The sequence below is a fragment of the Tatumella sp. JGM118 genome (assembly GCF_018257515.1).
GTDB lineage: Bacteria > Pseudomonadota > Gammaproteobacteria > Enterobacterales > Enterobacteriaceae > Tatumella > Tatumella terrea.
Map to the genome: position 1 here is coordinate 154,852 of NZ_JAERJR010000002.1, position 21,567 is coordinate 176,418.

The 21,567-nt window shown below is 53.6% G+C and carries 22 protein-coding genes; 11 read left to right on the forward strand and 11 right to left on the reverse strand.

The window, feature by feature from the left end:
• Positions 1-3: 3 nt before the first annotated feature.
• From fliL to fliF, 7 genes are all read right to left on the reverse strand, one after another.
• The gene (fliL, locus tag JK223_RS03195) at positions 4-495 is read right to left on the reverse strand and encodes a flagellar basal body-associated protein FliL (protein WP_212712769.1); all 492 of its coding nucleotides are present in this window, start codon (positions 493-495) and stop codon (positions 4-6) included.
• Between the two features lie 161 nt (positions 496-656).
• On the reverse strand, positions 657-1,859 hold the full coding sequence (locus JK223_RS03200; RefSeq protein ID WP_212712770.1) for a flagellar hook-length control protein FliK: 1,203 nt from the start codon (positions 1,857-1,859) through the stop codon (positions 657-659).
• Positions 1,850-2,299, reverse strand: a complete 450-nt coding sequence (gene fliJ, locus JK223_RS03205; RefSeq protein WP_212712771.1) for a flagellar export protein FliJ — start codon at positions 2,297-2,299, stop codon at positions 1,850-1,852. Before fliJ ends, JK223_RS03200 begins: the two co-directional genes overlap by 10 nt.
• Positions 2,296-3,663 (reverse strand): flagellar protein export ATPase FliI, encoded by a 1,368-nt coding sequence (gene fliI, locus JK223_RS03210; protein WP_212712772.1) that lies wholly within the window; start codon positions 3,661-3,663, stop codon positions 2,296-2,298. Before fliI ends, fliJ begins: the two co-directional genes overlap by 4 nt.
• Positions 3,663-4,397: a flagellar assembly protein FliH gene (locus tag JK223_RS03215; RefSeq protein ID WP_212712773.1), complete on the reverse strand. Its 735-nt coding sequence runs from the start codon at positions 4,395-4,397 to the stop codon at positions 3,663-3,665. Before JK223_RS03215 ends, fliI begins: the two co-directional genes overlap by 1 nt.
• On the reverse strand, positions 4,390-5,385 hold the full coding sequence (gene fliG / locus JK223_RS03220) for a flagellar motor switch protein FliG (protein WP_212712963.1): 996 nt from the start codon (positions 5,383-5,385) through the stop codon (positions 4,390-4,392). Before fliG ends, JK223_RS03215 begins: the two co-directional genes overlap by 8 nt.
• Positions 5,379-7,070 carry a flagellar basal-body MS-ring/collar protein FliF gene (fliF, locus tag JK223_RS03225; protein ID WP_212712774.1) on the reverse strand — a complete coding sequence of 564 codons (1,692 nt, stop codon included), beginning with the start codon at positions 7,068-7,070 and terminating at the stop codon, positions 5,379-5,381. Before fliF ends, fliG begins: the two co-directional genes overlap by 7 nt.
• A 217-nt stretch (positions 7,071-7,287) precedes the next feature.
• Here fliF and fliE point away from each other — a divergent pair, with 217 nt between their 5' ends.
• Positions 7,288-7,596 carry a flagellar hook-basal body complex protein FliE gene (gene fliE, locus JK223_RS17030; protein WP_212712775.1) on the forward strand — a complete coding sequence of 103 codons (309 nt, stop codon included), beginning with the start codon at positions 7,288-7,290 and terminating at the stop codon, positions 7,594-7,596.
• Between the two features lie 613 nt (positions 7,597-8,209).
• On the opposite strand, the gene JK223_RS03235 is transcribed toward fliE, so the two are convergent.
• Positions 8,210-9,253 (reverse strand): acyltransferase, encoded by a 1,044-nt coding sequence (locus tag JK223_RS03235; protein WP_212712776.1) that lies wholly within the window; start codon positions 9,251-9,253, stop codon positions 8,210-8,212.
• Between the two features lie 751 nt (positions 9,254-10,004).
• On the opposite strand from JK223_RS03235, the gene JK223_RS03240 reads away from it, so the two are divergent.
• Complete coding sequence (locus JK223_RS03240; RefSeq protein ID WP_212712777.1) at positions 10,005-11,060, forward strand: AbrB family transcriptional regulator; 1,056 nt, start codon at positions 10,005-10,007, stop codon at positions 11,058-11,060.
• A gap of 43 nt (positions 11,061-11,103) precedes the next feature.
• Here JK223_RS03240 and pqqU read toward each other — a convergent pair whose 3' ends face one another.
• Positions 11,104-13,236, reverse strand: coding sequence for a TonB-dependent receptor PqqU (gene pqqU, locus JK223_RS03245; protein WP_212712778.1), 2,133 nt, complete (start codon positions 13,234-13,236; stop codon positions 11,104-11,106).
• A 478-nt stretch (positions 13,237-13,714) separates the two neighbouring features.
• Here pqqU and JK223_RS03250 point away from each other — a divergent pair, with 478 nt between their 5' ends.
• Positions 13,715-14,047: a hypothetical protein gene (locus JK223_RS03250; protein ID WP_212712779.1), complete on the forward strand. Its 333-nt coding sequence runs from the start codon at positions 13,715-13,717 to the stop codon at positions 14,045-14,047.
• Between the two features lie 235 nt (positions 14,048-14,282).
• Here the strand turns inward: JK223_RS03250 and JK223_RS03255 are convergent, their stop codons facing one another.
• Positions 14,283-14,480: a hypothetical protein gene (locus JK223_RS03255; RefSeq protein ID WP_212712780.1), complete on the reverse strand. Its 198-nt coding sequence runs from the start codon at positions 14,478-14,480 to the stop codon at positions 14,283-14,285.
• 1,036 nt (positions 14,481-15,516) lie between these two features.
• Here JK223_RS03255 and JK223_RS03260 point away from each other — a divergent pair.
• Positions 15,517-15,819, forward strand: coding sequence for a putative quinol monooxygenase (locus JK223_RS03260; RefSeq protein ID WP_212712781.1), 303 nt, complete (start codon positions 15,517-15,519; stop codon positions 15,817-15,819).
• Positions 15,820-15,916: 97 nt separating this feature from the next.
• On the opposite strand, the gene JK223_RS03265 is transcribed toward JK223_RS03260, so the two are convergent.
• Positions 15,917-16,495 carry an NADPH-dependent FMN reductase gene (locus tag JK223_RS03265; RefSeq protein WP_212712782.1) on the reverse strand — a complete coding sequence of 193 codons (579 nt, stop codon included), beginning with the start codon at positions 16,493-16,495 and terminating at the stop codon, positions 15,917-15,919.
• 287 nt (positions 16,496-16,782) lie between these two features.
• Here JK223_RS03265 and JK223_RS03270 point away from each other — a divergent pair, with 287 nt between their 5' ends.
• From JK223_RS03270 to pqqB, 7 genes are all read left to right on the forward strand, one after another.
• The gene (locus tag JK223_RS03270; RefSeq protein WP_212712783.1) at positions 16,783-17,385 is read left to right on the forward strand and encodes a LysE family translocator; all 603 of its coding nucleotides are present in this window, start codon (positions 16,783-16,785) and stop codon (positions 17,383-17,385) included.
• 225 nt (positions 17,386-17,610) lie between these two features.
• Complete coding sequence (locus JK223_RS03275) at positions 17,611-17,910, forward strand: type II toxin-antitoxin system HigB family toxin (RefSeq protein WP_212712784.1); 300 nt, start codon at positions 17,611-17,613, stop codon at positions 17,908-17,910.
• Complete coding sequence (locus JK223_RS03280; RefSeq protein WP_249213450.1) at positions 17,907-18,332, forward strand: type II toxin-antitoxin system HigA family antitoxin; 426 nt, start codon at positions 17,907-17,909, stop codon at positions 18,330-18,332. Before JK223_RS03275 ends, JK223_RS03280 begins: the two co-directional genes overlap by 4 nt.
• A gap of 42 nt (positions 18,333-18,374) precedes the next feature.
• Positions 18,375-19,283, forward strand: a complete 909-nt coding sequence (locus JK223_RS03285; protein WP_256437059.1) for an NAD(P)-dependent oxidoreductase — start codon at positions 18,375-18,377, stop codon at positions 19,281-19,283.
• 55 nt (positions 19,284-19,338) lie between these two features.
• Positions 19,339-20,367: a dipeptidase gene (locus JK223_RS03290; protein ID WP_212712786.1), complete on the forward strand. Its 1,029-nt coding sequence runs from the start codon at positions 19,339-19,341 to the stop codon at positions 20,365-20,367.
• Between the two features lie 150 nt (positions 20,368-20,517).
• Positions 20,518-20,589 carry a pyrroloquinoline quinone precursor peptide PqqA gene (gene pqqA, locus JK223_RS03295; protein ID WP_071846626.1) on the forward strand — a complete coding sequence of 24 codons (72 nt, stop codon included), beginning with the start codon at positions 20,518-20,520 and terminating at the stop codon, positions 20,587-20,589.
• A 60-nt stretch (positions 20,590-20,649) separates the two neighbouring features.
• Positions 20,650-21,567 (forward strand): pyrroloquinoline quinone biosynthesis protein PqqB, encoded by a 918-nt coding sequence (gene pqqB / locus JK223_RS03300; RefSeq protein ID WP_212712787.1) that lies wholly within the window; start codon positions 20,650-20,652, stop codon positions 21,565-21,567.

The following is a 21,567-nucleotide window of genomic DNA, read 5'->3' on the forward strand; positions in this document are numbered from 1 at the left end:
GTGTTATCGCAGAATAAAGGAGGTAAATAACACGCCTGTGATCGCCTGTGGTGGCTGATTACTGGTAAAAGGCGGTGCCAGAACCTGTTTGATTTCGTTGATCAGAGCCTGTTTTCCTTCTTCGGTGGTCAGCGCCTTCTGGTCCTGTCGTGTCAGTAACAGCAACAGGCGGCTGCGGACTTCCGGCAAATACTGATCCAGCCGTTCGCGGGTAGCATCATCCGGCAGACGCAGTGTAAAGCCGGTATAGAGCACCCGATCATCTTCCTCAGGGGATCCGTGAAGATTGACCGTAAAAGGCTCCAGTTTCAGAAAAACCGGAGTTTGTGCAGGCTGGACCCCCATCGTATTCGTCAACGGTGACGCCGCTGCTGACCCCGGATTTTTCATCCGGTAATAACTGTATCCGGCGATGCCGCAGGCAGAGACGGTGATCAGCAGAAGTATCGGTATCAGGAGGGAGGTTTTGCCGCTTTTTTGTTTCAGTGTAGCCATGAGTTTCATCAATTCCTGTGATAAACAGCGTTTCCGGGGAGAATTATCCTGAGATCACCGGCAGCCAATGGCCGGAAAAGAGCCCATTTACGGCAGAAAATCCTGCGGAGTCATTACCGGTGGCTATCCCGGCGGGCAGCCACCGGCCGGGAATTCCCGGCTCAGGCGAAGAGATCGACCCCTGATATTGACGGCGGATGCCCCTGTAATGAGGGTTCGGGAGAAAGGTTGTGTCCGGCGAGACTCTCCGGTTCCTGCCGGGCAGCGGCTTTGGACTGCGGCTGGTCAGGTGAGTGATCGGACTGAGTAAAGCCGGAGGACGGAGAAGGGGGCTCACGCCCGATATGACTCTGCCCGAGGCTGATCCCGCTTTCGGCCAGCGCATGACGCAGATGAGGAAGAGCCGCTTCCAGTGCGCTCCTTACCTGACTATGGTCTGACATAAAGGCCAGGTCGGTCCTGTCATTATTCATCACCAGAGAAATCTTCAGGCTGCCCAGTTCACGCGGATGTAGCCGCAGTTCCGCGGTATGGACTCCATTACGCCGCATAAACAGAATCTGCTGGTCCAGCGGGGTCTGCCAGTACGACTGACCGTTAACCGGTGCAGAAAGACTGACGGCACTGCCGGCAGCGGGAGCATTCTCCGGCAGGCTTTCCGGTAACGTCCCCGGTGAAAACGGCGGTAGTGTTACGGTGCCGTGGGCCTCCTGCCGGCCCTGACGGATCCCGGTTGCCGGCGGCGATATCACGCCCGCAGGCAGGGAAAACGGCACATTGCGGGATGTCTCTGCCGTTGTTTTCTGCCGGGGGGGGATCGGCACACTGTTGTCATCCAGCCGGTTTCTCCGGGACGCTGACGTGGGCCGTGAGGACGGCCTGGTTTCGGGTGGGAGAGACGTGGCGGGTGGCCGCGCCCCGCCGGCGTGCTCTCCTGGCGCGGACAGAGGGGCAGGGAGCGGTAACTTTCCGCCAGGTCCGGCGTCGGTGGCGGGTTTTCCGGCCCCGGTAATCGCCGTGGCCGCTCGTCCGCGCAGGGCGCTGCCAGCAGCCTGTGCGGTCAGTGCCCGTAGCCCGCTCATATTCAGCCTGGAAGGTACGGGGGCACTGTCAGGCGTAATCAGCAGTATTTGCGGGGAAATGTCTGCCGGAGTGACGGCGGGTTTATGGTTTTTTTTGTTTTTTACCTGCGAGGCCGGTGTCAGCGCTGAGTCCGCCGGCACTCCGCCTTTTCCGCTTAACTGTCGTACCTGCTGAAACAGTGAAGCAAAGAGCGGCGACGGGTTGGAGGGCTGAGCCTCTGGCGAATCCGGCCGGGCCACAAGCAGCTCCGCCGGAGATGTCGCATGATTAATTACAGGCATAACGTGCCTCCGGCGGATCGGCGGGATGAAAATTCATCGGTCTGCTTCTGTTCCTGACGTGCTACCTGTAACGCCTGCCGTTTTGACTGACGTTTCAGCAGGGTTTCCAGCGCATGCAGACGCTGTTTCTTTTCATGCCATTGCCGGCGGCATTGTTCCAGCTGTTGCTCACTTTGTTGCAGGACCTGTTGCTGTAACTGTAATGAGTGCTGCAGAAAGGGCATAAACTGCTGATAATCTTTCCAGTGATTAAAAGTGATCCCCGGTAAGGCACGTTGACGGAGATGTTTCTGGTAATCCTGATGATAATTTTCCAGTAACACCTTCTGCTCAAACGCCTGCTGTTGGGCCTGTTGCAACCGGCCCAGCCTGACGGTCATCTCAGCCAGGGCTTCCCGGGCCAGGTCACAGACGGTTGTCAGAGCAAGATCGTTGTTCATTGCACATCCTCAGATGAAGTAAAAAGCTGCTGTAACTGTTCACAGGCTGACTGATAGCTGCAATGTTCACCGATCCCCTGCTGCAGATAGGCGGACAAGGCTGACTGATGAGCGATGGCCTGATCGAGCAACGGGTCGCTGCCGGCCACATAGGCGCCTACGTTGACCAGGTCGTGATTACGCTGCCAGACAGAAAGCAGTTGTTTACAGTAACGCGCCTGGTGCAGTCGCGATCCACTGACTAACTCATACATTACGCGGCTTATCGAGGCTTCAATGTCGATCGCCGGATAGTGACCGGCTTCGGCGAGCTGGCGGGAAAGCACAATATGTCCGTCCAGGATGGCGCGGGCGGCATCAGCGATCGGGTCCTGCTGGTCGTCGCCTTCCGTCAGGACGGTATAAAATGCCGTGACCGATCCCTGATCGGTATCACCGTTTCCTGCCCGTTCCACCAACGCCGGCAGGCGGGCAAACACCGAAGGCGGGTAACCTTTGGTGGCCGGGGGTTCACCGATGGCCAGTGCGATCTCACGCTGAGCCATGGCGTAGCGGGTCAGTGAGTCCATAATCAGTAATACGTGTAAGCCACGGTCACGAAAATCTTCCGCTATTCGCGTCGCGTAGGCCGCGCCCTGAAGCCGTAACAGGGGCGAGACGTCGGCCGGCGCAGCAATCACTACCGACCGGCGCAGCCCCTCCGCGCCCAGAATATTTTCGATAAAATCTTTGACCTCACGGCCACGCTCACCAATCAGGCCGACCACAATAACATCGGCCCGGGTATAACGTGCCATCATGCCGAGCAGAACACTTTTCCCGACCCCGGACCCGGCGAAAAGCCCCATACGTTGACCGCGCCCTACGGTTAACAACCCATTGATGGCCCGGATACCGGTATCCAGCACATGTCTGATCGGCGCACGCTGTAACGGGTTTAAGGGCCGGGTGGAGAGCGCCCCCTTGTCTGTATTTGCGGGTAAGGGCTGGTTATCCAGCGGGTGACCGGCACTGTCGAGGATCCTGCCGAGCAACTGCGGGCCGAGAGGTAATGTTTTACTCTGTGTCGCGTCCTGCTGTTCTGAGGCAAACACGCGCGCCCCGGGGGCCAGTCCGTCGGTTTCTTCCAGCGGCATCAGGAACAAACGATGTCCGCTGAAGCCCACGACCTCACAGATAGCCGGAGGGGCCGCCCGGCGTTCGACCCGACAGGAGGCTCCCAGCGGTAACGAGAGCCCGCTGGCTTCCAGCACCAGCCCGGTGGCCCGGGTGAGTGAGCCGCTGCGACGCACCGCAGGCAAAGATGCGAGTGACTGCTCGAAGCGGTCCAGCTGTTGCGGCCAGTTCAGGGGAGATGAGGTCATCAGTAGGCTCCTGACTGCGCCCGCTGGCAGAGTGCCAGCCAGCGGGTTGACAGGCTGCTGTCAAGTTCACCTTCCTCGCCCTGTAAACGGCAGTCTCCCGGTCGCAGGGTGGCGTCTGCCACCAGTTGCCAGCCGTGTTCGCTGATTTGCGTACCGAATACCTGTTGCGCGACATCCAGATCCTGCGGGTGAACACGCAGGCAAGGCGTGCCGCTGAACAGCGGGTCCTGCGCCAGCAGTTGACGGATGTTTTCGGTCAGCAACCGCGTGTCGCAGGCGACATTGTCACCGCAAATCTGCCAGGCAATCTGCAACGCCAGCTGCAGTAATCGTCCCGTCACCATGCCATCAAACATCGCCAGTGAACGGGAGAAACCAGCGGCCAGTCCGGATAATTGTTGTTGCATCTCTTCCGTTTTCTGCGCGCTTTCCTGCTGTGCCTGCTGCAACGCTTCGTCAATGCCACGCTGGTGGCCCAGCATTTCCCCCCGGGCCATGCCTTGCTGATAACCTTCCTGCCAGGCCTGTTGTTTCTCTTCTTCCGTCAGTGACACCGGACACGGCGCTGAGGGCGGCGGGGCGCTGTGCCGGGGGGGAGCCTCCCCTTCAGGGGCCGGGGCGGGCGGCTGCGCGATGTCAGGTTGCGGGAGGCTGGCCGTGATAATTTCGCCAGTCAGATCAAATTCCTCAGGCTGCCAGTTCTTCCACAGCTCAGCCGCAGGGATATCAGACATAAGTTTCATCCGCACCTCCGATAACAATATCACCGGCTTCGGCCAGACGACGGACAATCAGCAGAATGGCTTTTTGTTCAGACTCTACCGCAGACATACGCACCGGTCCCCGGCTGCTGAGATCATCACGCAGTATGTCGGCCGCCCGCACAGACATATTTTTCAGGAACTTATCGCGTAACGGCTGCTGTGCCCCTTTCAGCGCCACCAGCAACTGCTCGGAATCTACTTCCTGAAGCAAGCGCTGTATGCTGCGGTCGTCCACGTCGACCAGATTTTCGAACAAAAACATTTCATCGATAATTTTCTGTGCCAGTTCATTATCGAAATCGCGCACAGCTTCAATCACGGACTCTTCCTGCCGGGCATTCATCAGGTTCAGAATCTCTGCCGCGGTACGGACACCGCCCATTTTCGCCCGCTTGAGATTTTGTCCGTCCAGCAGGTTGTTCAGTACCTCAGTCAGCTCGGCCAGCGCCGCCGGTTGCACCCCCCCGAAGGTTGCGATACGTAACATTACGTCATGGCGCAGACGCTCATCAAACAGCGCCAGAATATCTGCAGCCTGTGACCGTTTCAGATGGACGAGGATCGTGGCGATGATCTGCGGATGTTCGTCACGGATTAAATCGGCTGCCGAAGGCGGATCCATCAGGTTCAGGGTATCCATACCGGAGCTGGTATCCCGTGTATCAAAGATATCTTCCAGCAGGCTGCTGGCACGTTCCTCACCCAGGGCTTTGATCAGCACCGAGCGCAGGTAATCACTGTTATTCAGGCTGAGAGCAGAATACTGTTCTGCATCCTTCTCAAACTGCTGCAGGACCTGGGTCAGTTGCTGATGTGAAATCTGTTTCATTGCAGCCATGGCCGCGCTGAGATGCTGAATTTCACGCTGGTTCAGGTGGCGGAAGACTTCCGCTGCCCGCTCTTCGCCCAGCGTCATCATCAGGATGGCGCTTTTATCGGTACCGCTAAGAGTCATAATTCATTCCCCATCCATCCGCGGATCACCAGGGCGACTATCTGAGGATCATTTTCTGACATCTCGCGTACGCGCTGGCTAAGGATCTCGCTGTTAATTCGTTGTTGTGCCTTACGTGCCGTCTCCTGCATGCCATTGTCCTGAGGTTCCTCAGGTGGCGGAGTTGTTTCAGCTGCGGCATTTTCCTCGTCTCTGATCTGTTTCTGCTTATCAATGACTGGTCGTACAACTTTGCGATAGAGCAGAAAAGCGACCAGCGCCACGACCAGCCAGCGACCTGCAGAGATCATCTGCGTCATAAATTCCGGCTGCTCCCAGAACCGGCCGACCTTATCTTCATCCGGGGTGAACCGGGCATTGACCAGGTTCAGCGAGTCGCCGCGTTGTTCGGAAAATCCCATGGCCTCCCGGGTCAGCGCCTCGATCTGCTTCAGCACCCCGGCCGGCAGAGGGCGTGGGGCGCCTTTGTCATCCTGCTGATAGTTCACCACCACCGCCACCGAAAGCCGCCGGAGGGTTCCACTGTTAAGCTGGGTGTGCAGCACGGTTTTATCCAGCTCATAATTAGTGGTGGCGTCATGACTGGATTGCTGATTGATCGCGACGGGATCCTTCGCCGTGGTGGACGTTTTCACGGCCGGCGTAGCTGCTTTCCCCTGCGCACTGGCTGCGCCAGTTGCGGGTACAGGCGTAGTGATGGGGGCCGTCGCGGCCGGTGACGGCTGATTCGTTAATGCCCCCGGAACACCGCCCGGTAATGCGCCCCCGTTTTGCTGATTGTCACTGGTCTGTTGCGAACGGATGGCTTTTTTATCCGGCGTCGCGTTGGGGCCGTAGCGCTCTTCCGTCTGTTCCTGACGGTCAAAGTTGATTTGCGCGGTGACCTGTGCCCTGACATTGCCGGCACCGACCACCGGTGCCAGAATATTCTCGATACGCTGGCGGATATTTCGCTCGACTTCGGCCGCATATTTCAGACGTACCCTGTCGGGTCCCTGACCGTTGAGACCGGGGCTGGTCAGCAGGTTACCATTCTGATCAATAACAGTGACATTACCAGGCGGTAGCCGGCTGACACTGCTGGACACCATATGCACAATGGCATTGACCTGACCGTCATCCAGTGCCCGCGCAGGGCGCAGTTCCAGCGTCACCGAGGCCGACGGGAGTTGTTCTTCGCGGATAAAGACCGACGGTTTGGGAAGAGCCAGATGGACCCGTGCCGTTTTTACGGCGGAGAGACTCTCGATAGTCCTCTCCAGTTCCCCCTCCAGCGCACGCTGAAAATTAACCTGTTCGCTGAACTGACTGATACCAAACTTTTCATTATCCAGTAATTCGAACCCGTTTGACCCGCCTTTCGGCAACCCTTGCTCTGCCAGTTTCAGACGCAACTCACGTACACTTTCGGCCGGAACCATCAGCGCACCACTTTTATCATCCACTTTATACGGGACATTCATCTGATTCAGGCTACTGATAATCAGCCCGCCGTCCTGGTCTGACAGCGTGTTGTACAGCGCTTTATATTCCGGTGCCTTAGCCCACAGAGCCAGTACCACGACCAGTGCCACGGAGAGTGCTCCGGCAAAAATGAGCGGGATCCCTGGCAGGGTACGTAGCTTTGACTGGAGTTGTTGTCGCCAGGCGTTAAATGATGAGGTAACGGTGGCCGGACTCAGGGTCATAGGATCTTCCTGTCGGCCCGAAGAGGACAATATTCAATTAACAACACGACATACTCCCAAAAAACACAGAAAAGTTGCGGAGAAATATCGCGCATTATTGACTTCCTTCCCGTGAATGATGGCTGAAACAGTCAGTATTTTAAGGGTTAGTTTTCCGCTTCATTCCTGTCGCGGCAGGGTAGATTATGAGGCTCATCGGGCAGAGAGGAGATAAGGTATGAATAGTCTGCTTCAGCAAATCGACCGCGGGATTATTCCGGTATCTGCCGGGACAGGGCGTCTGTCAGGCGTCGATACGCAGGCGGGGGAGTTTTCCGGCATATTGCATCAGGCGCTGAATAACCTGAGTGAACGCTATCAAAAAGCGCAAAACAAAGCAGAGGCGTTTGAAGCCGGTATCCCGGGTGTGTCATTGAATGATGTGATGATCGACCAGCAAAAGGCTGCGCTTTCTTTACAGATGGGGGTTCAGGTTCGTAATAAACTGGTGAGCGCTTATACCGACATTATGAATATGTCTGTGTGATGTAGTTAATGTATTGTTTTAACTCGTTAATTATTCATTGCTATTCCATCGTGGAACAGTGTGGGACTAAAAATATTTAATTTTTCGTTCAGAGTCGCTCTCTGTGACTTCTCGTTATCCGGCATCGCTATCCTGTGACCGTAGTCTGCCCTCCGGACAATGGCAGGGTACGCTTCGCGCTATGCGGCGATCAGAATCTGTTCCTGCATCTGACTACCCGCCGGTATAAAAACAGCTGCACGAGTAAACCTCTCTGGCTGTTGTCCCTGCCTGGTCAAGGCTGCTTTCCGGACGACGGAGTGATTGCCGGTGGCGTGCGTTACCCCGATGATCGACGACAGAATAAGAATACGATAATCATCGTCCTCCCACACGACACCAAAAAAGGGTCGTCTGCGGGCGACTGTTCCCGGCTGGTGCAGCGATCCCCAGGGGCTTCCGCTCTGACACTTTTCCCGGGGCCGGCATTATTCCCCGTACCGCCGGATAGCCCGGGATATCAGATCCTTTCTGAACATGAGGGGCTGGTTTATATCTCCGGTGACTCATCTAAGGGATAACGTCACCGGCCCGTCGACGAAAACGGTAACTCACCGGAGAATCAAATAAATTCTTACCCGGTAAATGTTTGTCTGATAAAGGCGGACACTCCGCGGTGATGCCGGAAGGTGTACAGGATTTTCTGTATTATCTGATGCTGAATCCGCGTCAGCAGCAGACCACAGGATAATGCTATCAGATACTTCAGAATAAAATGCATGTTGCTTTGACTCATGGAGAAATAAGTCACCACCGGAATATGCCAGAGATAAATCCATAGCGTGTTGGATGAAATAAAACGAATAATCTCTGGTGGTGATTGTTCTTTATCAGTGAACCGGTATAAAAAGTGATAAACCAGGCAGGTCATTGGGATAGCATAGGAGATAAAATAGAATCCGGGCGGATATTTATCATCCTGAGGATAGGGGAATGTGCCGTGAACCACTTCGCGGTACACAATGAATCCCAGGGTGGTTGCGGTAAAAGTTATAAAGCAAAACATCCGTTCACTTCGCTGCATTGTCAGCCACTTAACACCTGAAATAAACATCGCGCCATAGGTCAGTGACGGGATAATCATCTCCGTGATCAGATAATTAATCATATCCGTACTGATATTATCCCCGTGCGGTTGCAGGGCAGGGAGTATGCTGGCTGTCAGCAGAGAGATCAGTACCACTATCGTCAGACTAACGCCGGAAAGGTACTCTGACGCCCTGAAATACAGAGGAGAAAGCACTGAGAGTAGAATGAAGATTTTTATTATCCAGAAAAACCCAAACCCGCTCAAGGCAGCGGAGCTGATGATGGTCTGTAACGACACCAACGGATACAGGGAGGCAGGTTTTACAATGAAAAGAGCCAGGAAAAAAAACAACTGAAATGCCCAGACGGGATAAACGAGCCTTTTTACTCGAGAAAGGGCATAAGATGTAAATTTAACTTTTTGTTTTTCCGCGCAGTAAAATGCCATGCCGGAAATAAAAGCCATCATCGGAACGTCAAACGTTCGTAACTGGAACAAAACGAGAGGCGGGGAAATATGAGCGAAGATAATTAAAGCCATCCCTAAACAGCGCATATAATCAATAACAGGGTTTCTTTTTATTTCCATTATGACGTTATGTCCGGTGATAAGATCAGCAGGGGATATTACCGTATTTATCTGTGCCCTCGCCGGATGAGTATTATTTTTTTGATCTGCGTAGGGTAATTTTAATTAATTTATGGATGCCGGCGACCTGCATCTGAATATGACTATACTCTCCAGGCCGTTTATTGTTTTGTGACTCCTGACTCCTGACTCCTGACTCCTGACTCCTGACTCCTGACTCCTGACTCCTGAACCCTGAACCCTGAACCCTGAACCCTGAACCCTGAACCCTGACTCCTCAACCCTGAATCCGCGTTTGACTAAGACGCAGCGGTCTTAACATACCGGTACGGTAAAAAAGTACGGCATTTTGATGGCGATATTCCCGTATCCCCGCCTTAGCCGCAGTACCCTCTGCCGGTAGCAGATATTTGCGGCGGATACGGAAGCTGGTTATGCTACTGCGAATGAACTCAGTCCCGGGCGAAAAAGCGACAGGTCTTTTATCGGTCCTGCCAGATTCTCCGGGCGAAAAACAGGTTCAGGAAGATACCCTTGCTGCGATGCGCGGGTCAGATCATTTACCGGCTGCCTGAGCCATCCTGCCCCGGTGTATATGGAGATCCCCAATGGTTATGCTGCCGTGCGGCCCGTTTTCCCTGTCCAATATCCCTGTCCTTACCAGGCTGTCGTCCTCCGGCAGTCATCACGATGCAGACCCTTCCGTGGCAGTGGCAACGGCAACGGCCGGGGGCGGGTACGGAGTGGCCGGATGAACAGAGCCTCTTCCCGTATTCCGGGCCCGCTCCGCTGGTTGCTGCTGGTCCTGTGCTCTGCAGGGGCCGTCATCGTGCTGGAGTACTTTCATCTGCCGGCGGCCTTGCTGCTGGGGCCGATGTTTGCGGCGATAATTTTTGCAGCGTCCGGCCAGCCGTTGGCGTTAGCACCCCGCTGGCAGCGACTGGCACAGGCTGTTGTCGGCAGTATGATTGCCAGGGCGATGCCGTCCGGTGTATTTACTGAAATGCAGCATCACTGGCCTCTGTTCATCCTCAGCGTTTTCAGTGTCATTATCGCCAGCACCTTGCTGGGCGGAATACTGGCAAAACTCAGGGTGCTGCCGGGCAGTACCGCGTTATGGGGCTCTTCTCCCGGCGCGGCAACCGCCATGACCCTGATGGCCGGTGATTTCGGGGCCGATACCCGGCTGGTTGCGTTTATGCAATATCTGCGGGTATTGATGGTGGCATTACTCGCGACGCTGGTAAGCCACTTCTTTACCGAAAACAGTGGCCAGGCGATACCGGTACCGGTGTTTTTCGCGCCACTGGATCTGCATGCCTTTCTGCTGACTCTGGCACTGATCGCGGGTTGTACCTTACTGGCGGGAGTTATCCGTCTGCCGGCAGGCCCGATGCTGTTAAGTATGTTCTTTGCCTGCCTGTTGCAGAATTTTTTCGGATTCCGGATTGAGCTGCCGCTTTGGTTTCTGGCTTTGGCCTATACGGTCATCGGATGGGCTATCGGATTCCGGTTCACGCGACAGATCCTGCGCTACGCGCTGCATGCATTACCCGGCGTTCTGGTATCGGTCTGTACTTTATTACTGATTTGCTGTGGTTTTGCATGGCTGCTGGTGCATTACGCCGGTATTGATCCGCTGACAGCCTACCTGGCCACCAGCCCCGGCGGGGCGGATTCGGTCGCTATCATTGCGTCATCGAGTCATGTGGATCAGCCCTTTGTGATGTCGATGCAGACAGGGCGGTTTATTGCGGTGTTGATCCTTGGGCCGCTGATGGCAAAGTGGATGGTTCGCTGGGTGTAGGTGAAAGGTCACAGGCGGGTGATTGCCTGTGACCTTATCCGCTTTAGCGGAAGGCGTAGCTAACGTTCAGACCGACACCGTAATTACGGCCCGGCGCAGATTCGTAATAACGACCATTACTTTCGTTAACAATGACTGAACCGACATACTTGCGGTTAAACAGGTTGTCGATGCGCCCGGAAAGATCCACCGTCCAGTTGTCGACCAGCCATTTATACCCGGTGTTTAGCGAGCTGACGGTGTAAGACGGGGCACTGACGGTATTTTCGTCATTGGCTTCGATATTACTCATATAGCGAATATCGGCACCGCCGTACCAGCCGGAATACGGTGCATACTCCAGCCCGAGGTAACCCATGTTGCGGGCAATCCCCGGGATCCGGTTCCCGGTACAGTCACTGCCGGAGCAGGCATTACTGCGGTAGCGGGCATCCAGCACCGTCCAGGAGGTGGTCAGCTGCCAGTCTCCGGCAAATTGCTGTTCAAATCCAAGCTCCATCCCCCGACGCCGGGTCTGACCGGCATTTTTGTAGGTGGCGCGCCCGTTGCTGTTATCTGCCGATACGATTTCGTTACGGGTATCTGTCTGGAAGACAGCCGCATTCAGCAGACCGTAACCGATACGTTTTTTGGTGCCCCATTCAATGGTCTTATTGGTGGACGGTTTCAGCCCCAGGTTCAGACCGCTTTGCCCGTCAGGACGGTTAGACAGCTCGGTAATAGTAGGGGTTTCGAACCCTTTTCCGGCGGAGAGGTAGGTGTTCCAGCTGTCATCGATGGCATATTTTAGCGAGGCTGCGGGTAACCACTGATGATAACGTTTATCACCGCTGTCATCGCCGTTCGCCAGGTAATGGTCATCCGAGTCAAAACTGATGGTACTCAGACGTACACCCGCATCCAGTGACCATTTATCGGAAAGCTGCCAGGCCGTCTGGAAGTACGGGTCCAGATTCCACATCAGGTTTGTTTCATCACGGCGCAGAGCCCCTTTCTGACCTAAGTCAGTGTAGCTGCTGCCACTCTGTGAAAAGTTCTGATAACCTTTACGCTGCTCCGACATCGTTTCATAATCCAGGCCGACGGTGGCGCTGACCGGCAATGAAAACAGGGTATCACGGTGCGTCCAGCGGGTGTCGATGCCCTGATAGTGGCGGGTCAGGTCGATCACACCGAACTTCTGACTTTTGGTCTGCGCGGTGTAAGGAATTGACTGGTACTGTGTGGTCTCACGGATCCCGGCATAAGTCATGACACTCAGGTCATCGTTATCCCCGAAAGAACGTTCATAATGCAGGCCGGCCTGTGTCTGATCGACGGTTTTCCGGGCATTGTACAGGCTGACGTTAGACGCGACCTGTTCAGGGTTCGACCGCCACTCTTCCGGCGTCAGCCCGCCCGGGTCATCGGCCTGAATATGGGTGCTGTTGACCAGCAGAGTCAGGGTACTGTCATCATCGATCCGCACCCCCAGCCGGGCATTGGCCAGATTCTTGCTGGCACCGCTGTGGTCCCGGTAGCCGTGGGTAGTAAAACGTGACACAGATGCCGTGTAATCGACATCGCCGGCATGTGTGCCGTCGCCGGTTGACCCGCTGGCCTGCAGGCTGTTCCGCCAGCTGCCATAGCTGCCATACCAGCTACCAACTTTCAGGGTATCCGGTTGCTGGCCTTTTTTGGTCACCACGTTGATGACCCCGCCAGAACTGTTGCCATAAAGGGCGGAGAAAGGACCACGCAGCACATCCACATGGTCAATCGACCCGATATCAATATTCGATGTCTGGCCTTGCCCGTCCGGCATGGTGGCCGGAATCCCATCCACATAAATACGGATGCCACGGACACCAAAGGTGGATCGGGAACCAAAGCCGCGGATCGAGAGCTGTAAGTCCTGGGCATAGTTCTGGCGGTTGAGGATTTGCAGCCCCGGAACCCCGGCCAGACCTTCAGAAAGGTTTACCTGAGGCTGGGCTCTGCGCATATCTTCACCGTAGACGACACTGACGGCCGCCGGGGTATCCAGTTCAGACAGACCGTGGTTGACCGGAGTGGCAGAAACGATCATCACCGGCGATGAAGTCTCCGTCCGTGACGGGGTGGCAGCCAGGCCTGCCGCCGGGAAGATAACCGGCAGGATCAGACTGGCTTTAAGCTGTGGTAGTTTAATTTTCATTATATTAAAAGCTCGCAACAGGTTAATGCGTAGCAGGAAATATTAAATTTCACTGAATCGTCGGCGATGTTACCTCTTTTTTCAGGGCTTGTTAAAATGTAATCGGTTTAAGGAGGAAAAAAATACCTTCCGGCGGCAATTTACTTTTAAATGCAGCATACTATTCCATAATCTTTCGCGATACAGAGACAAAAAACCGGTCCGCCTGACCGGGGATCTGGTATACAAAATGGACAGTACGTTCACTATCTTCAAGGGTTGTTTGTGGTTACGATGTCAGAGGCTTAGAGGAGGGATATCGTATCCCCAAAGGCATAGTCCCCTCAGGAATAAACAGGGATATAGTGGCGGGGAGCGGATGGAACCTCCGCCTGCTATCGTGACGAAGGTCGCTACGCTCCCAGTGATTTTTATATTCCCATCAAGGGTGAATTAGGTATTCTTTTGTCAAAACGAACCATCCACCAAAGGGGAAATAATGAGAAGTGAAGAAATAACGCTGCTTTTACCTAGAGAGGATCGTGAGTTATCTAAGGCGCTACTTGATGCTGAAATAAAATATGAAACGCCAGCTAGAGACCGAATGACGTTCGATTCGGGTGATGTGGTGTACACCTACATAAGCCTACTGCTGTACTCCATGCCCTTAGCAAGGGTTCTCATCGCTTATATCAACAAAAATAAGCATAAACGCATTGTTATAAGACGAAAAAATGGCGATAAAATCGATATGATTGGGTACAGTGCCAAAGATGCTGAAAAGCTTATTAAAAAAGGTGATGTTATAAGTGTCGAGGATAAAAAAGGTTAAGCGTTATTTATCATAAGGTCATCTTACGCGCGCCGCTCAGACGGCCTCAGAGCTATTCTGGGGCCTACGCTGTAAACCCTGTGTCTTTCCCCCCTAAAACCTTCCAAACTGCACTGGTGAATCTTGAGGGATGAATCTTTATGCATCCGTATGCCAGGCAGAAATTTTAGCGGCTCAAATCCAATGAAATGCCCAAAGCAACACGGTTTATAACCTGTGCGATTCAAGCGGAGAACTAGTACTCACAATCTCGATATTCAGATATTCTTTCCGAAGATGCATGGTCTAGCTCTCTGTATTTATTGGTATAATCAGCCGCTATTGCTTGTTTTTGTTCAAGAGAGATCGATGGGTCATTGAATGATGTCATGTGTAGCTCATAAAGCCGATCGACTTCTTCTTTCAGTGCCATAAATTCAGCATCATTCATCATCGTGTACCTCCTATTAACTAAAAAAATGCATATAAAAACTGGGATCGGTCGGATAAATTTTTTTATCTGGGCGTGAGGCGCTGGCAGGATGTCGGGACGCAGTAATGACTATCCGTTTTGGGTGCCGGCAAAAAGTGGCAGTGTTACAAAACATATCCTGTCCCGTGGTTCATTTTCACAAAACATAGCACATGATGTATTTTAAAAAAAACAGGAAGGTTACGCTGACTGGGTTTTAAATAAGCTTTCTGCAAGCACAGGGTAGTAAGGCGTAATCTTTTAAAGAATGCGAATCGTTTTTAAAAGATTGCGAACTTACTACTATCCTGCATGTGTTTGTCAGACTGGGCATACACCACGCCGTTATAAAAGGTAACTCAGAAAGTCTTTTACCGTCGACCAAGTAAGCCTACGGTGAGTGAGGAATAAATCCCGCAACCGTAGTCCCTTAATATTCACAGGCGCAGGCCGGTAACTGTTGAATAACAGTAGCTACCGCCGGCGTCCTTTGCCTTGCAGGCTTCCCGCCGGATTTGTTCGCTCTGAGGCACTGTCGGTGGTATTCGTGCTAAGTGTCGGGTCAGCGGGCATCTTGCGCGAAACGACGATATCGCTTGTCAGGGTAACACTGTCAGTGCTCTGCTACAGTCAGATACAGCATCTGCAGGGGGGAAGCCTGAACAGACGTGCTGAAAGGGTGTTACGTACAAATCCTTCTTACCTGATGACATTGAACAGAGAGTAAAAAACAGAACGGCTTCTGTTTCCCGGGAGAAAACGCCGACAAGAGTTTCGAAAGCGCGCTCCGCATCGTTGAACTTGCCGTGACCCCGAGAGGTACAGGTCAGTCCTAATGTGGCTTCAAAGTAATCGTCGTCAGATAATGGTTCATTCAGGGCCAGTTTATCGTATTTCAGGATACTTTCTTCTGAACCCCCGGTATCGTATGACAAAGCGCCACATCGCTCAAACCGCTAACCCGTCCGATGATTGCATGTGATAGAAACGTGAGTAATAAAACTTGCGAGGAACGACAATGATCACAGCAATAGTTAAAGGATGTATCCGTGACGGTAAGCAAGATGAACTGAGGCGCATAGCTAATCTTCTTCAGCATAAATACTCAGTTAAAGAGGATGGCTGTATCCAATATGAATCTTACATCGACGGGACAACATTTATCACTTTGGAGAGATGGGCGAACCAGGCAGCCTTAGATAAACATCTGGCTCAAAGTCACGTAAAAAAATACGTTCCCCTGATGAGAGAGTGCGTAGAAAACGGAACGTTTGATGTGCTGTTTATCAATGGCGGTGAAATTGAGGCCGTTACAATCTAATCCCTGTTTACCCTGATGAAGTCTTACACGCTTCGGGTCATCAGGCCCGTTATCACCGGGCCGTTACCCCGGCGGATGACTTCCGGTGACGGAAACGTCAGTGATTAAACCTGCGCGGAAACCCATGATGCCGGTTCGTTAGTGTCAGCAGAATAACCTCCCACAACCGGCGCAAACGTGAATTAATCTCTGGCTGTTCGCATAATTCTGCGGCAGACAACCCGGGAATAATGTAAGGCTCAGTCAGTGTGGCAACAGGGCTGCATTCCTCGCTATAGTGCGCGCCCATGACCGTGATTATTTCGATTAGCTGAGCATGCGCGATTCCGGCCCGGGGGGAGAGGTTGGGGATCGATACCGGTTTATCTGTGAATTCTCCACTGGATACACTCCAGTCGAGTGCATTTTTAATGACACCGGTGACCCCATGAGCATATTCAGGACTGGCAATAATGACCCAATCCGCGGCCTGCAGGTTGCTTCTCCAGTCTGTAACCTCAGCGACAGGTATTGTCTCATTATCAGGATTAAACAACGGGAGCGAGCCCAACCCTGTCTGAAAATGAAGGTTGATATTGTCTGGTTTCAGTCGGGCCAGGGCGTGTAAAAAGTTACTGTTAACAGATGCCTGTCTCAGGCTTCCGGAAACGGCCAGGACATTGAATGTATCAGGCATGCTGTGTCATCCTGTGAAATAAAAATTCGATCAGTCTCTCTACTATAGTCAGTAATGACTTAGCACAGAACGTTTTTTTGCTACACCTGCCGGGCTGTGACCTCACCGGGACAGTGCGCTGGTTCTCCTTAGCGTGACGGGCCGGGTTCGTGAGGTTATCCTCAGACGCTGCCAAAGGAAGAAACAATCGCTGCCCGGTAAGACAGGGCGGGTTTACTGATTTCATTACGCTGTGCCGTCACGCACTGGCGACAGGGGATTTGTTAAAGGATGTGTTGTTATATTTTATGGAAATAAATCTTATCGGCTTTCTGCCTGCATTACTGCCGGTAGCGTTGACCCCCGGGGCCAGTTTTACACTGGTGATGAGCAGCGCATTATCGGGCGGACGCCGGGGGTTATTCAATACGCTCGCCGGAACCGCATTGGGGATCTACACCCATGCGCTCCTTATCGGATTAGGGATATCGGCGGTCATTGTCGCGGTACCGGCACTCTTTGCAGTACTGAAAATCGCCGGTGCTCTCTGGCTGCTCTGGCTGGGGGTCGCACTAATCCGCAGCGGGATGAAGGCCACGCAGGGCGTTCTGGCGGAGGCCGCGCAACCGGTCAGTCTGCGGGGCGCGTGGACAGCCAATATCCTTAACCCCAAAGCGATCATTTTTTATCTGACCGTTGTTTCACAGTTTGCCGGACAGCAGGGGGGCGTAAGCCATTATCTGATGCTGGCTTCCGTCCATGTGATCGTCATGAGTCTCTGGCTGGTCGCAGTTAGCCAGGTGCTTGTATTTTCTGCAACAAAAACGGATACCCTGGTATTAAAAAAAGTCATTAACATGGCAGGCGGTGTATTGCTTATCGTATCGTCCCTGCACAGTCTCTTCTGCTGAACGGCCGGTATGGGTAATCATTTCACCACACTGTTTGCTCAGCCACGAGACCAGTATACCGGCCGGAAATGATAGCCTTCAGACCCGGACATCACAGCCGGTGAAAGCCAGCATTCTGTGTTATTTGAGAGAGATCGCCGACCGCAAAGGTTTGTTGACAGAAGTGCTTGAGTCCCGTTTTGGGAGGTGTATAGTCAATCCCATATTGGGACTCAGGGACTGAATATGAATGTTGTAGCAAAAAGGATATTGGCAGACTTCTGTACGATACATGCTGACGCAAAAGGGACGGTGTCGGCCTGGTACCAGGAAGTCAGTAAAGCACACTGGCATTCACCGCAGGACATAAAGCGCCAATACCGCTCAGTTGATTTTTTAGAACATAACCGTGTTGTTTTTGACATCAAGGGCAACACTTATCGGATCATTGGTAGCGTTGCTTATGCCCAACAAGCTGTATTCATTAAGTTTGTTGGCACTCATGCTGAATACAGTAAAATTGATGCAAAGAAGGTGACACTATGACATATCAGGTTAAGCCTATCCGCAATGAGACGGATTATCTTAACGCACTGGCGCTCATTGAGCCGTTGTTTGACTCTCAGCCAGAGCCAGGCACCGAAGAGGGTGACTTTATGGAAGTGATGGTTACCCTGATCGCGGCCTATGAAGATATCCATTACAAAATTGCACCTCCCACCGCGGTTGAGGCAATTAAGTTTCGTATGGAGCAGCAGGCGTTGAGTGTGCAGGATGTCGCCCGAATGATCAGGGCGACATCTTCCCGGGTCTACGAAATACTCAACGGAACCCGTCAGCTTTCCAAGGCACAGATTCTGGCACTTCACCAGCAAACAGGGATCCCGTTAGAGTCGCTGTTGTCTGATGTTCAGGTCGCCAGAGACCGGCAGCGCCGCACGGCAACGGGCCTGACACTACACGCCTGAATGACCTTAATGTAGCGTGGGTCCTCCCGCCGGGAGGGCCTGCTGACAGGGGCTTCGGCCCAATCAACGAGTAACGGAGGTCATATGAAACAACCTGAAGTCGCAGTACTGGGACTGGGTGCCATGGGGCACGCCTTTGCCGGTAACCTGCTGAAAAAGGGGTTTGCCGTTTATGGCTGGAACCGTAGCCCGGAAAAGGGCGAAGATTTAAGACAACCGGGTTTCACGCTGGCGGATTCTCCCGCCGCGGCAGTCAGCCAGGCGTCGGTGATCATCACCATGTTACCGGACGAAAAGACGACCCATGAAGTACTGACCCAGGCACTGCACGCGATACCGCAGGGAGCGACCGTCTGTCAGATGGGGACCCTCGGTGTGGAAGGGACGGAAAAGTTACATCAGCTGCTGAGCGAGCAGCGTCCGGATATTCTTTTTCTCGATGCGCCGGTCTCCGGCACCAAAGCCCCGGCGGAAAATGCGCAGATTACTGTACTGGCCAGCGGTGACCGTTCGCGTGCCGGGGCAGCAGAACAGGTGTTTGCGGCCATCAGTAAAGCCACGCTCTGGCAGGGTGACGCCGGGGCCGGTTCACGGATGAAGCTGGTGGTGAACAGCTGGCTGATAGGTCTGATGCAGAGCCTGGCAGAAAGTGAACGTCTGGCAGAAAGCCTGGGGTTTGGTCCGCAGGACTTCTGGCAGGCCCTGGAAGGGGGCCCGCTGGCTGCACCCTATGCGAAAGTTAAACTACAGATGATCGAAAGTGGTGACTTTTCGCCGCAAATGCAGCTTATCTGGGCATTAAAAGATGCGAAGCTGGCCGTTAATGCCGGTAATGCCGCACAGTTACCGGCACTGGAGAACATTACCCGTCTCTGGCAACAGGCGGTGGATGACGGACTCGGTGAGCAGGATCTGGCAGTGATCAGCCGCTATCTGGCTGAACGTCAGTAAATTATCCCGGAGCAGGGGGATCACAGCCCCTCTGCCTTCCTATGGATCAGACAGTATGACGATAACGACTTATTTTGATGGCCATAACGATTTACTGATGCAGTTGTGGCTGCAACATCCGGAAAATCCGGAACATTACTTCTTCCGCACCGGCTGCGACGGTCATCTGGATTTTAGCCGCATCCGCCAGGGCCGGTTAGGGGCGGCATTTTTTGCTCTCTTCGTCCCGCCGGAAAGTTATGTCGCCAGGCATTTTCCACAGCGCCTTGGGGCATTAAGTGACAGTGTCACCGTCATGCGCGAACAGCTGGCGATTCTCGGTCGTCTGGAACAGTTTTCAGACGGTCAGGCCAGAATCTGCCGCACGGCCGCAGAGGTGCGTCACTGCCTGGAAAACGGTGTACTGGCGATGATTGCCCATATTGAAGGGGCGGATGCGCTGGATACGGAAGGTGTGTTACTGAACGAGTTTTATCAGGGTGGGGTTCGCAGTGTCGGTCCGTTCTGGAATAACCCCAACCAGTTCGGCGAGGGTGTGACCGGCAGTTTCCCGGGTTCACCGGACAGCGGACCGGGGCTGACGGACAAAGGGATCGATTTTATCCGCCAGCTCGGTGCGCTGAACCTGATCATCGATGTCTCGCATATGAACCAGCAGGCATTTTTTGACACCGCGCGCTACAGCCATCAGCCACTGGTGGCGACCCATTCTAATGCCCATGCACTCTGCCCCCAGCCGCGTAACCTGACCGATGAGCAATTACGTATCCTGGCAGAGAGTGGCGGGGTGGCAGGTATCAATTTCGGTAATGCTTTTCTGCGACCGGACGGTCAGCGCAATGACGATACCCCGGCAGAACTGATCACCCGACATATCCGTTATATGATCAACCATGCCGGTGAAGACCATGTGGCGCTGGGCTCAGACTTTGACGGCGCCAGCGTACCTGCAGCCCTGAAGGATGTCACCGGGTTGCCGGCCATCGAAGAGAGTCTGCACCGGGCAGGGCTGAGCGGGGCAGTGATCGACAAAGTCTGCCGTTATAACTGGTTACGTATTGTTGAACATTTTATGACAGCTTAAAAGAATTTAGTCATCTTTTCATTGACCTCTGCTTGACAAAGGCGCAACATTTGTCGGCCTTGTGAGGGTGTGGATTGCGGGGAAACCGGGCCGCATCCGGTCACAGGCTATGTTTCGGACATTAACATTCTAAGTATTAAGGTCATAATTATGTGGAAAAAACCTGAATTCGTCGATATGCGCCTGGGTATGGAAGTGACTCTGTACATTTCCAACCGTTAATTATCCGGTGTCATAAGTGGCCGCTTTCGGGCGGCACTTACCTTTAGTAAAGAGTATTTTATGTTTATCAAAGTGCTGGGCTCTGCTGCCGGTGGTGGTTTCCCGCAGTGGAACTGTAATTGCAGCAACTGTAAAGGGCTGCGTGACGGTACCATCAATGCTCACGCCAGAACACAGTCTTCCATCATCGTCAGTGATAACGGTGAGGACTGGGTCTTATGTAACGCCTCTCCGGATATCTCCCGACAAATTTTCCTGACCCCTGAGCTGGTAAAGCAAGGTGCACTGCGCGGTACCGCCATCGGGGATATTATTCTGACCGATAGCCAGATAGACCACACCACCGGGCTTTTAAGCCTGCGTGAAGGCTGTCCGCACCGCGTCTGGTGTACAGACGAAGTCCATCAGGATCTCAGCACCGGCTTTCCGGTCTTCCCGATGTTGAAACACTGGAATGGTGGTCTGCAGCACCATGCTATTCGTCCGCTTGAACCTTTCAGCGTAACGGTCTGCGGTAACCTGACATTTACCGCGGTGCCTATTCTCAGTAATGCCCCCCCTTATTCACCTTACCGTGATCGTCCTCTGCCCGGACACAATGTCGCGTTGTTCATTGAAAACAGAGCGAATGGCCAATCGTTATTCTACGCCCCCGGACTGGGTGAGCCGGATGACGTGATCCTGCCGTGGCTGAAAAAAGCCGACTGTCTGTTGATCGATGGCACCGTCTGGCAGGATGATGAATTACTGAGCACCGGCGTCGGTAAAAACACCGGCCGGGCCATGGGGCATCTGGCACTCGCCGAAGAGCAGGGGCTGATGACACTGCTGGCATCGTTACCTGCCAGCCGCAAAATTCTTATTCATATCAACAACACCAATCCCATCCTCAATGAGGATTCGCCACAACGCCGGTTCCTGCAACAGCAGGGCATCGAGGTCAGTTGGGACGGAATGGCGATACAGCTACAGGATTAA

Excerpts from the sequence above, each read along its gene's own strand:
- fliL (WP_212712769.1), bottom strand. The coding sequence starts at position 495 with ATGGCTACACTGAAACAAAAAAGCGGCAAAACCTCCCTCCTGATACCG.
- JK223_RS03200 (WP_212712770.1), bottom strand. The coding sequence starts at position 1,859 with ATGCCTGTAATTAATCATGCGACATCTCCGGCGGAGCTGCTTGTGGCC.
- fliJ (WP_212712771.1), bottom strand. The coding sequence starts at position 2,299 with ATGAACAACGATCTTGCTCTGACAACCGTCTGTGACCTGGCCCGGGAA.
- fliI (WP_212712772.1), bottom strand. The coding sequence starts at position 3,663 with ATGACCTCATCTCCCCTGAACTGGCCGCAACAGCTGGACCGCTTCGAG.
- JK223_RS03215 (WP_212712773.1), bottom strand. The coding sequence starts at position 4,397 with ATGTCTGATATCCCTGCGGCTGAGCTGTGGAAGAACTGGCAGCCTGAG.
- fliF (WP_212712774.1), bottom strand. The coding sequence starts at position 7,070 with ATGACCCTGAGTCCGGCCACCGTTACCTCATCATTTAACGCCTGGCGA.
- fliE (WP_212712775.1), top strand. The coding sequence starts at position 7,288 with ATGAATAGTCTGCTTCAGCAAATCGACCGCGGGATTATTCCGGTATCT.
- JK223_RS03235 (WP_212712776.1), bottom strand. The coding sequence starts at position 9,253 with ATGGAAATAAAAAGAAACCCTGTTATTGATTATATGCGCTGTTTAGGG.
- JK223_RS03240 (WP_212712777.1), top strand. The coding sequence starts at position 10,005 with ATGAACAGAGCCTCTTCCCGTATTCCGGGCCCGCTCCGCTGGTTGCTG.
- pqqU (WP_212712778.1), bottom strand. The coding sequence starts at position 13,236 with ATGAAAATTAAACTACCACAGCTTAAAGCCAGTCTGATCCTGCCGGTT.
- JK223_RS03250 (WP_212712779.1), top strand. The coding sequence starts at position 13,715 with ATGAGAAGTGAAGAAATAACGCTGCTTTTACCTAGAGAGGATCGTGAG.
- JK223_RS03255 (WP_212712780.1), bottom strand. The coding sequence starts at position 14,480 with ATGATGAATGATGCTGAATTTATGGCACTGAAAGAAGAAGTCGATCGG.
- JK223_RS03260 (WP_212712781.1), top strand. The coding sequence starts at position 15,517 with ATGATCACAGCAATAGTTAAAGGATGTATCCGTGACGGTAAGCAAGAT.
- JK223_RS03265 (WP_212712782.1), bottom strand. The coding sequence starts at position 16,495 with ATGCCTGATACATTCAATGTCCTGGCCGTTTCCGGAAGCCTGAGACAG.
- JK223_RS03270 (WP_212712783.1), top strand. The coding sequence starts at position 16,783 with ATGGAAATAAATCTTATCGGCTTTCTGCCTGCATTACTGCCGGTAGCG.
- JK223_RS03275 (WP_212712784.1), top strand. The coding sequence starts at position 17,611 with ATGAATGTTGTAGCAAAAAGGATATTGGCAGACTTCTGTACGATACAT.
- JK223_RS03280 (WP_249213450.1), top strand. The coding sequence starts at position 17,907 with ATGACATATCAGGTTAAGCCTATCCGCAATGAGACGGATTATCTTAAC.
- JK223_RS03290 (WP_212712786.1), top strand. The coding sequence starts at position 19,339 with ATGACGATAACGACTTATTTTGATGGCCATAACGATTTACTGATGCAG.
- pqqB (WP_212712787.1), top strand. The coding sequence starts at position 20,650 with ATGTTTATCAAAGTGCTGGGCTCTGCTGCCGGTGGTGGTTTCCCGCAG.